The sequence below is a fragment of the uncultured Amnibacterium sp. genome, assembly GCF_964244015.1.
Lineage (GTDB): Bacteria > Actinomycetota > Actinomycetes > Actinomycetales > Microbacteriaceae > Amnibacterium.
Window position 1 is genome coordinate 1 of the sequence record NZ_CAXTHO010000096.1, and the last position, 11,465, is coordinate 11,465.

Genomic DNA, 11,465 nt, shown 5'->3' on the forward strand with positions numbered 1-11,465 from the left:
TCGTGGGTTCGAATCCCACGCCCTCCGCCATCTGCCGCCTGTTGAAATTCTTGGCTCGAACCTCATGAGGGGCTCAGCCGAGCTCGCTCACGGAGCCGAGTGGAGGCGGTTTCGTAGCCGAGCCTGCACTGCCCCGCCTGCCCATTCGCGCCGGCCTCCGCGACGGCGGTCGGGTGCCGCAGGTCGTGCGGCGTCAGCTGCGGGACGTACACATCGACGGCGCTTCCGTCCTCACCGCGATCGGGGCCGAGCGGACCCCCCTGTAATGGGCCTTACCCCCGCGGAGGGGAGGCTTTTAGCGTCGTCGTACTGGGAGTCATCCGGTCTCGATCGGACCCGATTCGCAGCATCGATTTCCCGAAACGGCAAACCCGGCGCGAGCCGGCGACGCAAAGCCACGGGGCCCTCGAGGTCAGCCGAGCTACCGAATGAAAGACGTGCCGTCCGATGTCTCTGGCGACCCTTCGTGCTCGCGCACCACAGCTCGAGGTCCGACCGGACGGCGTCGCGGCTGTGCGCCGCTCGGGAAGGAGACCGCACCGCCTGCTCATGTTCGGCGGCGGTCTGCTCGCCGGCGTCGGCCTCCGCGACCACAACCTCGGCCTGCCTGGTCACGTGGCTGACGCGCTCATCGAACGGTCCGGACGAGGAGCGGACATCGACGTCATCGTCGACCGCTTCCCGACCTCGATGCGGGCCCTCGACGGTCTCCGCGGTCTGCGGCTTCGCCGTTACGACGCAGTGCTCGTGTTCGTGGGCGACCGACCGGTGCGCGCCGGGGTCAACCCGGACCGCTGGCAGCGTGAGATCGAGACGCTCGTGCGGACCGTTCGCGACCAGGTCTCTCCGGGTGCCCCGGTGATCCTCTGCGACACCGCCCACGCGATGCTCACGATGGGCACCAGCCCGGTCTCGCGTCGGACGAACGCCAGATCGGACCGACTGTCCGCGATCACCGCCGGTGTCGCCGAGTCCGCCGGCGTGAGTGTCGTCGAGCTGACCCCGGTCGCGGCGGCCGCCTCGACGACTCGGCTCTCGGCGACCACCTACGGGATCTGGGCCGACATCATCGCGTCCCGCCTGTACGGGAAGCTCCTCACGCTCGAGGACCCGAAGGTCCGCGAGTCCCCCGCGGCGTTCCGCAGCCGTCCCGATCCGGAGGTTCCTCGCCAGAGTGCCCTGGGGCAGATGCGGCTCGCGCAGGGTGTGCGGAACCCGATGCTCGATTTCATCGTCAGCCAGACCAGGATCGCGTTCGGCACCCGATGGGCGCACCTCAACATCATCGACGGCGACGTGCAGCGCACCTATGCGTCCGCGTCCCCAGAGCTGGGAGTGTCCGACCGCAAGTGGTCGTTCTGCGATCACACGATCCGCACCGACGTGCTCACACTGGTCAACGACTCCCTCTGCGACCCCCGTTTCCAAGACAATCCCCTCACTCGAGGGGATGAGCCGATCCGGTTCTACGCCGGTTATCCCATCCATTCGTGGGATGGCTTCCGCGTCGGGGCGCTCTGCATCGTCGACAGCTTCCCGCGCAACATGATGCCGTCCGAATTGAATGCGCTCCGTGACTTCGCCGGCCGGATCGAGCAGGAGATCTGGGGCGCCGCGCTGCGTGATGTCGGTCTTCCCGCGAACGCCGGGCGTCACGGGCTGTGGCTTCAGCGATCTTCCGAGACGGGGAGGAGCGAACCGGTCTTCAGGGATGCGTGAAAGCCGACTCGACAGGTGGTGAGCAGACCGGGAGCGGTGTGAGCGCGAGGCGTCCCGGTGCGAACGCAGGGGTGGAAGGCGTGCCGTGCACGCTCTCCACCCCCGCTCCGTCCACGGCCTTCCGCAGATCACACACGCATCGCCGGAGGCGGGGACCTCGCCCACGAGTGCGCTGTGCGCTCCCGGATCCCGACTGGCGCCGGCCGGTCCCGACGAGGGGTGAGGAATTCGGTCCCTTCGAGCGCCGGATCGGCGCCCGTGGTCGTGTCGACGACCTCGAGTGGATGGATCAGGTCGTCGAACTCGGCCTGGACGAGGATCTCCTCGGCCTCTCGGATGACTGCCTCGATCTCGTCGGCGGCGAGATCGACCTGCGCTTCGATGAGCGGCATCAGTGACCTCCTCGAACTCGCTGGATCACGGATCGGCGGGGAGGACCGAGCTCTCGCGAGGTCCTCCCCGCGACGACTCAGCCCGCGATCGAGTGCTGCTCCTCCGTCTGAGCCGAGGTGACCTCGATCTTCCGCGGCTTCGCCTTCTCGCTCACGGGGATCACGACCGAGAGGACCCCGTTGTCGTAGTGCGCGGTGATCGCATCGGAATCGATGCCTTCACCGACACTGAACTGCCGCAGGTAGGCGCCGTGCGGCCGCTCCTGGGCGAGCCACTTGACCCCGCCCTGCGTGTCCGGGGTGCGATTCGCACGGATCGTCAGCAGCTGGCCATCGACGTCGATATCGACGGAGCCCGGGTCGACGCCCGGCATGTCCGCATTCAGCACGTACCGGTTGCCGTCACGGTACAGGTCCACGGGCATGAACTTCGGCCCCGGCCGGGTGCCGAGGAGACCTGCGGTCAGGCGGTCCAGCTCGGTGAAAGGATCAAAAGACATTGCCATGATGAAGAGTCCCCTTTCAGGATGATGCGTCTGGAGTTGTGGCCCCCGGAACCCCTCGGCTCCGCGAACAAAAAAATTGTAGAACTCGTGCTCGGGTCCATGTCTGAAAAATCGCTCAGAACCGGATTCGGGAGTGCTGAGATCGATCGCTGCCCCCGAGGTGACGGGTGCTCTGTGCACAGTGTGTGCACCGGATCCGGGGGAACCTCCAATCGGATATCGGATTGTGTACAGATGGCGTAGGTTCGGCGCATGGTCGGTGCTGTCCGTGCGAGCGATCGGGTCTACGACGCGATCCGCGAGGACCTCCTGGCAGACCGTCTGGCCCCGGGTACCGCGCTCAGCGAGGTCGAGCTGGCGGAGCGGCTCGGCGTCTCGCGGACCCCGCTGCGGGCCGCCCTCTCGAAGCTCGCGCTCGAAGGGCTGATCGACACCTCGCGAGGGCGGACGGCCGTCGTGCCCGACGTGTCGGCCACGAGCGTCTCCGAGCTGTTCGAGCTGCGGGAGGCGCTCGAGGTGCAGGCCGCCAGGCTCTCCGCGCGACGCGGTTCACCGGCCGTGTTCACGGCGCTCGCGGACGAGCTCGAGGATGCCGCCCGGCTGCTGCACGCGGGGGGCCAGGACGCCTACTACGAGGTGGTCGCCCGATTCGACGAGGCGATCGACGCCGCAGTCGGCAACCGGTCCCTCTGCGCCGCGCTCGACACCGCGCGCCTGCATCTCGCGCGCGCCCGCCGGGTCGCGGCCGACGATCCCGAGCGCCTCCTGCAGGCGGCCGTCGAGCACGCGGTGATCTGCAGGGCGATCGCCGCCGGCGACGAGGCGCTCGCCGCAGCGGCGACGCTCGTGCACCTCCGCGCATCGCTCTCCACCATCCTCGCGACCCTCCGGGCGCGAGCCGACCGGAACGGCGGCACCGCATGAGATCGATCACCGTCCGCACGCACCGCAGCGACGAGCCCCTCGCGATTCAGGATCAGCTCGCCTGGCGCATCGCCGAGGTCGCGGCCGACCCGGTGGCGGTCCCCGACGAGGTGACGGAGATGGTGATCAACCGGCTCATCGACAACGCCGCGGTGGCCGTCGCATCGCTGACCAGGGCGCCGGCCGTCGCCGCGCGGGCGCAGGCCCTCCGTCATCCGTTCGCTCCCGGCTCGAGCGTGTTCGGGGTCGCCGGCACCTGGTCGCCCGAGTGGGCGGCGTGGGCGAACGGCGTCGCCGTGCGCGAGCTCGACTACCACGACACGTTCCTCGCCGCCGAGTACTCGCATCCCGGGGACAACATCCCGCCGATCCTGGCGGTGGCCCAGCACGCCGGCCGCACCGGCGTTAAGGTGCTCCGCGGCATCGTCACGGGCTACGAGATCCAGGTGGACCTCGCGAAGGCGATCAGCCTGCACGCCCACAGGATCGATCACGTCGCCCACCTGGGCCCGAGCGCCGCGGCCGGCATCGGGACCCTGCTCGGGCTCGACGTCGAGACGATCTTCCAGGCGGTCGGCCAGGCGCTGCACACGACCACCGCGACCAGGCAGTCGCGCAAGGGCGCGATCTCGACCTGGAAGGCTCACGCGCCCGCGTTCGCCGGGAAGATGGCGGTCGAGTCCGTCGACCGCGCGATGCGGGGCCAGACCAGCCCGACCCCGATCTACGAGGGCGAGGACGGCGTGATCGCCTGGCTGCTCGACGGGCCGGAGGGGCGCTACGAGGTCGCGCTGCCCGAGCCGGGCGAGCCGAAGCGCGCGATCCTCGACAGCTACACGAAGGAGCACTCGGCCGAGTACCAGGCGCAGGCCTGGATCGACCTGGCGCGCCGGCTGCGCGAGGAGCACCCCGAGCTCGCGGACCCGGAGAGCTCGACGGCCATCGTGCTGCACACGAGCCACCACACGCACCACGTGATCGGCTCGGGCGCGAACGACCCGCAGAAGTACGACCCGACCGCCAGCCGCGAGACGCTGGACCACTCGATCCCGTACATCTTCGCCGTCGCGCTGCAGGACGGTACCTGGCACCACGTCGACTCCTACGCGCCGGAGCGAGCCGGCCGCGCGGACACGGTGGCGCTCTGGCGCACGGTCTCCACCCGCGAGGATCCCGAGTGGACGCGCCGCTACCACTCGCTCGACCCGGCCGAGAAGGCGTTCGGAGGCCGGGTCGAGATCACCCGTGCCGACGGGTCCGTCCTGATCGACGAGATCGCGGTCGCCGACGCCCATCCGCTCGGTGCCCGGCCGTTCGCCCGTGCCGACTACATCCGCAAGTTCCGCGGGCTCGCCGAGGGCGTGATCGAGGAGCCGGAGATCCTGCGGTTCCTCGCGCTCGTGCAGCGGCTGCCCGAGCTCACCGCGGACGAGGTCCGTGGGCTGAACGTCATCGCCCGGCCGGGACTCCTCGACGCGTCGCCGGCTCCGAAGGGACTCTTCTGATGCTGTACTCCACCCTCCCCGCGCACGAGAAGCGCGCCGCGTTCCGCACCGCGCTGCGCTCGGGGAAGCTCCTCCGGATGCCGGGGGCGTTCAACCCGCTCAGCGCGCGCCTGATCGAGGAGAAGGGGTTCGAGGGCGTCTACGTCTCCGGCGCGGTGATAGCCGCGGATCTCGGCCTGCCCGACATCGGGCTCACGACGCTGTCGGAGGTCGCCGGCCGGGGAGCGCAGATCGCCAGGATGACCGACCTGCCGACGCTGATCGACGCGGACACCGGCTTCGGCGAGCCGATGAACGTCGCCCGAACCGTGCAGGCGCTCGAGGACGCGGGCGTCGCGGGGCTGCACATCGAGGACCAGGTCAACCCGAAGCGGTGCGGTCACCTCGACGGCAAGGCGGTCGTCGACGCCGACACCGCCGTGCAGCGCATCCGGGCGGCGGTCGATGCCCGCCGCGACCCGAACCTGCTGATCATGGCGCGCACCGACGTCCGCGGGGTCGACGGGCTCGCAGCCGCGACGGACCGGGCGAAGCAGCTGGTCGACGCCGGCGCGGACGCGGTCTTCCCGGAGGCGATGGCCGACCTGCACGAGTTCGAGGCGATGCGGGCGGCGATCGACGTGCCGATCCTCGCGAACATGACCGAGTTCGGGAAGAGCGAGCTTTTCTCGGTCGACCAGCTCGAGTCCGTCGGCGTCGATCTCGTCATCTTCCCCGTCTCGCTGCTCCGCATCGCGATGGGCGCCGCGGAGCGCGGGCTGGACACGCTCGCCGCCGACGGCTCGCTGCGCGCCGAGGTGCCCGCGATGCAGACCCGCGCCCGCCTCTACGAGCTGCTCGACTACGCCGCATACAGCACCTTCGACACCTCGATCTTCGACTTCGAGATCCCCACCGCGCGATGACCGGCACCGACACCGGCCGAACGCAACACGAAGGAGTGACCGATGAGCACTGACGAACCGCAGATCCGGAAGGGCCTCGCCGGCGTCGTCGTCGACACCACCGCCGTCTCGAAGGTGAACGCCGAGACGAACTCGCTGCTGTACCGCGGCTACCCCGTGCAGCAGCTCGCGGCGAGCCGCTCGTTCGAGGAGGTCGCGTACCTGCTCTGGCACGGCGAGCTGCCGACCGCCGAGCAGCTGGCGGAGTTCTCGGCGCTCGAGCGGTCGCAGCGGGCGCTGGATCCCGCGGTCCGCCGGGTGATCGACGACCTGCCGCTCACGGCCCACCCGATGGACGTCGTGCGCACCGCGGTCAGCGTGATCGGGGCGCTCGATCCCGCATGGGCGGACTCGAGTCGCGACGGCCTCCTGCGCAAGTCGTACGCCCTGTTCGCCAAGCTGCCCGCGATCATCTCCTACGACCAGCGCCGTCGGCGCGGGCAGGAGGTCGTCGAGCCCGACCCCTCGCTCGGCTACTCGGCGAACTTCCTCCGGATGTCCTTCGGCGAGGCCCCGTCATACGTCGTGCTGAAGGCCTTCGACGTGTCGATGATCCTGTACGCCGAGCACTCGTTCAACGCATCGACCTTCACCGCTCGCGTGGTCGCGTCGACGCTGTCCGACCTGTACTCGTCCGTCGTCGCCGGGATCGGGGCGTTGAAGGGTCCGCTGCACGGCGGGGCGAACGAGGCCGTCATGCACCTCTTCGACGAGATCGGCACGGCCGAGAACGCCGCCGGCTGGCTCGAGAAGGCGCTGGCGCAGAAGCGCACGATCATGGGCTTCGGCCACCGGGTCTACAAGAAGGGGGACTCGCGGGTGCCGACGATGAAGGCGGCCCTCGACACCCTGATCGAGGAGTTCGACCGGCCCGACCTGGCGGCGCTGTACGACGCGCTCGAGCAGGCGATGACCGAGCGCACCGGCATCCTGCCCAACCTCGACTACCCGAGCGGGCCCGCCTACCGCCTCATCGGCTACGACACCGAGATGTTCACACCGCTCTTCGTGGCGTCCCGCATCACCGGCTGGACCGCGCATGTGATGGAGCAGCTCGCGTCGAACGCGCTGATCCGCCCGCTGTCGCTCTACGACGGCCCGGAGCAGCGGTCCGTCCCCGAGCCGCCTCCCGCGTGATGCGCGTCGTGCTGAGCGGAGCGCGACAGCAGGATCCAGGACGTTCAGCAGGACCGGAGGCGCGTTCCAGTCCTGCTGAAGCTCCTCGATCCTGCTGAAGTGCTCCCTGGTAGACAGCACCCGAACACGGGCCCGACCAGCGCCCGTGCTCAGCGCTCGAGCGGCGGATCCTTCGGGTGGCGCCTGCGGACCACGAGGACGACGGCGGTGATCGCGGCTGCGACGACCACGCCGACCGTGCCCCACAGCAGCCAGGGCGGCTGCTCGCTCGGGAGGGCTCTCGGCGCTTCTCCGCGAACCCTCGCCCCGTAGGCCGTGCGGATGCCCTGCTCGGCCGCGGTGGCGAGCGCGGCCGCTCCCGCAGCGTTCGGATGCAGCGCGCCCGGGTCGAGCTCGACGTGCTCGACGTCCTTGCCCGACGTGAGGTGCAGACCGTTCACGTATCGTGCGACCTTCGCGCAGGCCGAGTGCGCAGCGGTGGTCTCGAGCATCGAGACGTAGGTGCCGCCCTGCTGCTCGACCGCGCTCCTCGTGGCGGCGTCCAGCGACACCTGCAGGTCGTGGAAATACCGGACATCCGTATCGGTGAACGGGAAGCTGTTCTCGGGGAAGGTGCCGGTGAGCGTCGACACCGTGATGGCGGGGACGAAGCAGCCGCCTGCCGGCGTGTTCGCCGCGTCCGGGAAGATCGTCGGGTACCCGACGACCACCACGACCGCGTTCGGCGCCGCCGACCGGATCGCGCGCACGGCACGGCCGATGGCGGTGCGGATCGTGCCGTCCACCTCCTGCTGCAGCGTGTCGACGCCGTTCTGCACGAACCGGCTGCGGCAGTCGGGTACGTCCGTCCCCGCGATCACCGGTCCGTCCGCGGTCAATGCGACGCAGGAGAACGCCTGGGAGAACAGGCCCGAGTCGTTGCCGCCGATCGTGAGCGTGACCGTCCGGGTGGAGGCGCTCAGCGCGGAGTCCTGCGCGGGAGCGCCCTGACTGCTGCCGGCCCGCAGGTCCGCCGTCGTCGCAGACGCGCAGCTGACGTCCGTCAGCTGCAGCCCGAGCGCCGCCGCGACGCGGTGCGGGTAGTCCCGTGCCGACTGGCCGCATGCGGCGACCGGCTTCCCGGTCGGGTCCGGCAGCCCGTAGCCCGCGGCGTACGAGTCGCCGAGGGCGACGTAGGCGGAGCCGGCGGGAGGCGCGGATGCAGGAGGCGACGCCGCGGCGAGCCCAGCGCCCGAGAGGGCGATGAACGCGGTCGCGGACAACGCACGGAGAAGGCGAATCAGCGGGGGACCTCCGGCTCGGGTCGGTCGGGGCTGCTTCGTCGCGGCGGGTGGAACCGACGATTGTCGCACTGCCTCGACGGGAGGGCGGCTCGGTGCGCGGATCCCCAGTGCAAGCGATCCACTCGTGGCAGCGCTGCGCATGTCGCGGCGGCCGCGTGCGACGGTCGCGCTAGCGTCGCCCCCGCGTCCGCGACCGGGCGGTTTCCGGGGGGAGATCCGATGCTCGTCCGACGGCGTGTCCTCAGCATCCTCGCCGTGCTCGCCACCGCCGGCATCGTGCTCGTCAGCGTCGCGGATCCGTACGCGGGTGCTCGCGCGTCGGCCTTCTACCGAGAGCCCGTGCTGGCGAAGCCGGCGGCCGTCCAGCGCTTCGCCATCGACGGCGGCTTCGTGCTCGTCGCCGTGCAGCGCGACCGGTTCACCACCGAGATCGTCGGCGGGGACGGGGTGGCCGCGGCGCCGAGCGGCCCCGTCGTCCCAGCGGGGACCGCGCAGGCGTACGCAGCGGGAGTCGTCGCGTCACGCGGCTGGGCGGCGAGCGAGTTCGGCTGCCTCGCGAGCCTCTGGAACCGCGAGTCGGGCTGGAACTCGCGCGCCGCGAACCCGAGCGGCGCCTACGGCATCCCGCAGGCGCTGCCCGGCAGCAAGATGGGTGCCGGCTGGCAGACCGACTACCGCGTGCAGATCCGCTGGGGCGTCGGCTACATCGCGGCTCGCTACGGCAGCCCGTGCGGCGCGTGGGCGCACTCGCAGGCGGTCGGCTCCTACTGACCGGGGCGAGGTCAGGATCTCGCTGCGGTCCGACCGGCGCGGACCTCCACATGGCCTGCCCAGAAGGTCCTGCTGCGGACGGTCTCGGCCCCCTCCTCGACGACCATCCAGGGTCGGGCGTCGAGATCGCCGAGACCGACGGCGGAGATCCACCGCGACCACAGCCCGATCACCGGGTGACCGGACGCGGGCCGTCCGATGTCCGCGATCGCGACCCGCGCGCCCGGGCGCGCAGCTGCGAGCCCGGTGGTCCACGCGGAGCGCCACGCCGGGATGAGCGACAGCGTGTTCACCGCGAGCACGGCGTCGACGGGGGGCGAACTCGGTGGCAGGACCGACCGGGCGCGCGTGAGATCCGCGAGCACGAGGCGGACCGCGGGCCATCCGGATCGCTTCCGGCCGATCAGGGTCCGCGCACGCCGCCCGCTGCGCCGCAGCATCGCCCTGCTGTCGTCGACGGCGGTGATGGTGCCGCTCGACCCGATCTCGTCGGCGATCAGCGGCAGATCCAGCCCGGTTCCGCAGCCGAGCACCAGCACGTGGTCGCCCTCGGACAGCTCGAGCGCACGGATCGCAGCGACGCGGCCCGGCCGGTAGAGCGGACGCTCGCCGGAGAACACGTCGTAGAGCAGTCCGGTCACGACTCCGTAGCGGCGCATGTGCTCATCCTGACCGGCCGGCGGCCGGAGCGTCAGAACGAGTCGAGCGATCTCGGCGAGCCGAGCCCGGTCGGTCCGTCGAAGCCGACGACCGCCGAGCAGAGCGCGCCGGCGCAGCTGCCGTTCGAGCCGGCCGTGATGTCCCAGAACGCCGCCGCGTTCGCGTACAGCGGCTGCGCGTTCGAGTACCGGGCGGCGTGACCGGATCGCACGATCATCGCGGCCACGAGCGGGGCGGCGAGCGACGTGCCACCGGCGACGAGCCAGCCGGTGTCGGTGTCGGCGGCCGTGCCGAAGGTGTCGTACGTCGAGATCCCCGAAGACGGGTCGGCGTCCGCGGCGATGTCGGCGATCCCGCGCCGCGCGCAGGTCGTGCTCGGCTGCCAGCTCGGTCGGGGGATGGAGGTGGAGCAGCCGGAGCCGGTCCCGTCCCAGGCGGTTTCGACCCAGCCCGCTCGGGAGGTCTGCGCCGCGGTGGCCGTGGCCGCCGTCACACCGGCCGCAGCGGCCTCGTCGCGCAGCAGCTTCGCCTGGGCCTTCGCAAGGCGTGCGGCGGCGGTGCGGTGACCGACGCGGGCCTTCGTGACGGCCTTGTCGAGCGCGCGGACGTGTCGCCTCCACACGGCCTTGCCGTGCGGCGTCGTCGCGTGCTGCAGGTGCACGCGAGCGGAGCGGGCCCGCTTCTTCAGCGCCAGGAGGTGGCGCTTCGCCACGCTGAGACTGGTCCTGGCCTTCGCGACCGCCTGCTGATCGCCGATGACCTCGGCGGTCGTCGTGGCCGCGGTCACCACGCCGCTGTGCACGGCGAACGTCCGCATCGCGGCGGTGGAGCCGCTGTCGGCGGAGGTCCCCGTCAGCGTGGTGCCGCCGACGGCGATCACGTTCGGCAGAGCGGCGGGCAGGACAGCGGCCCCGTAGCCGTCGTCCCCCGTGGCCGCGACGATCGGCACGCCGGGACTCGTGAAGTAGTCCGCGGAGGCGTCGCTCCAGCCCGACCACTCCGTCCCGCCCCATGAAGCGGACACCGCGTCGGCGCCGAGCCGGACCGCGGTGCGCACGGCCGCCCCCAGGCTGCTCAGATAGTCGTTGTTCGCCTCGACGACCAGGATCCTGCAGTCCGGACAGGCTGCCGACACGGCGTCGACGTCCAGCGATGTCTCCTCGCCCCAGCCGATGTCCGTCGCGGGCAGCGTCGACGTCCCGGTCTGACCGACGATGCGGAGGCAGCCGGTGTCGCTCGTGCAGGCGGGCAGCCCGAACGTGCTGCGGTAGACGGCCAGGTCCGCTTCGAGATGCGGGTCGGAGTACGCGGTCGCGATCGCGACGGTCAGCCCGGCGGTGCCCCCCGTCAGGTCGTATGCGGATGCGATGTCCGCCGGTGACAGCCCGTCACCGGGGCCCGGCTGACGCGCCGGGTCGACCTGCAGGAACGAGTGCGCTCGCGCGTCGGAGGGCGCCTGCGAGTCCGCCGTCACCGCGAACGGCGTCACCACAGCCAGCGCGCAGAGCGCAGCCGGCAGCAGTCGGGTTCTCGACATCGACACGACCTTCCCCCACTGCGCGGTCGTGACACGGTACGCAACGCCCGGCGCGTCCCACGTCGCCCAGTTCGGGTGCCGTGCGCG

The 11,465-nt window shown here is 71.1% G+C and carries 11 protein-coding genes and 1 riboswitch; of the genes, 6 read left to right on the plus strand and 5 right to left on the minus strand.

Annotated features, from left to right (window positions below):
• The first annotated feature begins 354 nt into the window (after positions 1-354).
• A riboswitch (cyclic di-GMP riboswitch) is annotated at positions 355-429 on the plus strand.
• Between the two features lie 120 nt (positions 430-549).
• Positions 550-1,719, plus strand: a complete 1,170-nt coding sequence (locus ACFE67_RS11070; protein ID WP_375406935.1) for a GDSL-type esterase/lipase family protein — start codon at positions 550-552, stop codon at positions 1,717-1,719.
• A 128-nt stretch (positions 1,720-1,847) separates the two neighbouring features.
• Here ACFE67_RS11070 and ACFE67_RS11075 read toward each other — a convergent pair whose 3' ends face one another.
• Positions 1,848-2,111, minus strand: a complete 264-nt coding sequence (locus ACFE67_RS11075; protein ID WP_375406936.1) for a hypothetical protein — start codon at positions 2,109-2,111, stop codon at positions 1,848-1,850.
• A 77-nt stretch (positions 2,112-2,188) separates the two neighbouring features.
• The gene (locus ACFE67_RS11080) at positions 2,189-2,617 is read right to left on the minus strand and encodes an Hsp20/alpha crystallin family protein (protein ID WP_375406945.1); all 429 of its coding nucleotides are present in this window, start codon (positions 2,615-2,617) and stop codon (positions 2,189-2,191) included.
• A 252-nt stretch (positions 2,618-2,869) separates the two neighbouring features.
• Between ACFE67_RS11080 and ACFE67_RS11085 the strand changes: the two genes are divergently transcribed.
• From ACFE67_RS11085 to ACFE67_RS11100, 4 genes are read left to right on the plus strand one after another with little or no spacing between them, the layout of a single operon-like run.
• Entirely contained in the window at positions 2,870-3,541 is a 672-nt protein-coding gene (locus ACFE67_RS11085) for a GntR family transcriptional regulator (protein WP_375406937.1), read from the plus strand.
• Positions 3,538-5,046: an MmgE/PrpD family protein gene (locus tag ACFE67_RS11090; protein WP_375406938.1), complete on the plus strand. Its 1,509-nt coding sequence runs from the start codon at positions 3,538-3,540 to the stop codon at positions 5,044-5,046. The genes ACFE67_RS11085 and ACFE67_RS11090 overlap by 4 nt, the downstream gene beginning before the upstream one ends.
• Positions 5,046-5,951, plus strand: coding sequence for a methylisocitrate lyase (prpB, locus tag ACFE67_RS11095; protein WP_375406939.1), 906 nt, complete (start codon positions 5,046-5,048; stop codon positions 5,949-5,951). Before ACFE67_RS11090 ends, prpB begins: the two co-directional genes overlap by 1 nt.
• A 42-nt stretch (positions 5,952-5,993) precedes the next feature.
• Positions 5,994-7,127 carry a bifunctional 2-methylcitrate synthase/citrate synthase gene (locus ACFE67_RS11100; protein ID WP_375406940.1) on the plus strand — a complete coding sequence of 378 codons (1,134 nt, stop codon included), beginning with the start codon at positions 5,994-5,996 and terminating at the stop codon, positions 7,125-7,127.
• A gap of 149 nt (positions 7,128-7,276) precedes the next feature.
• On the opposite strand, the gene ACFE67_RS11105 is transcribed toward ACFE67_RS11100, so the two are convergent.
• Positions 7,277-8,389, minus strand: a complete 1,113-nt coding sequence (locus ACFE67_RS11105) for an SGNH/GDSL hydrolase family protein (protein ID WP_375406941.1) — start codon at positions 8,387-8,389, stop codon at positions 7,277-7,279.
• A 240-nt stretch (positions 8,390-8,629) separates the two neighbouring features.
• On the opposite strand from ACFE67_RS11105, the gene ACFE67_RS11110 reads away from it, so the two are divergent.
• Entirely contained in the window at positions 8,630-9,181 is a 552-nt protein-coding gene (locus ACFE67_RS11110; RefSeq protein ID WP_375406942.1) for a lytic transglycosylase domain-containing protein, read from the plus strand.
• Positions 9,182-9,192: 11 nt separating this feature from the next.
• Here ACFE67_RS11110 and ACFE67_RS11115 read toward each other — a convergent pair whose 3' ends face one another.
• Both ACFE67_RS11115 and ACFE67_RS11120 read right to left on the minus strand, forming a co-directional pair.
• Positions 9,193-9,840 carry a class I SAM-dependent methyltransferase gene (locus tag ACFE67_RS11115; RefSeq protein WP_375406943.1) on the minus strand — a complete coding sequence of 216 codons (648 nt, stop codon included), beginning with the start codon at positions 9,838-9,840 and terminating at the stop codon, positions 9,193-9,195.
• Between the two features lie 32 nt (positions 9,841-9,872).
• Positions 9,873-11,465: hypothetical protein (locus tag ACFE67_RS11120; RefSeq protein WP_375406944.1), on the minus strand; the 1,593-nt coding region annotated here is incomplete at its 5' end.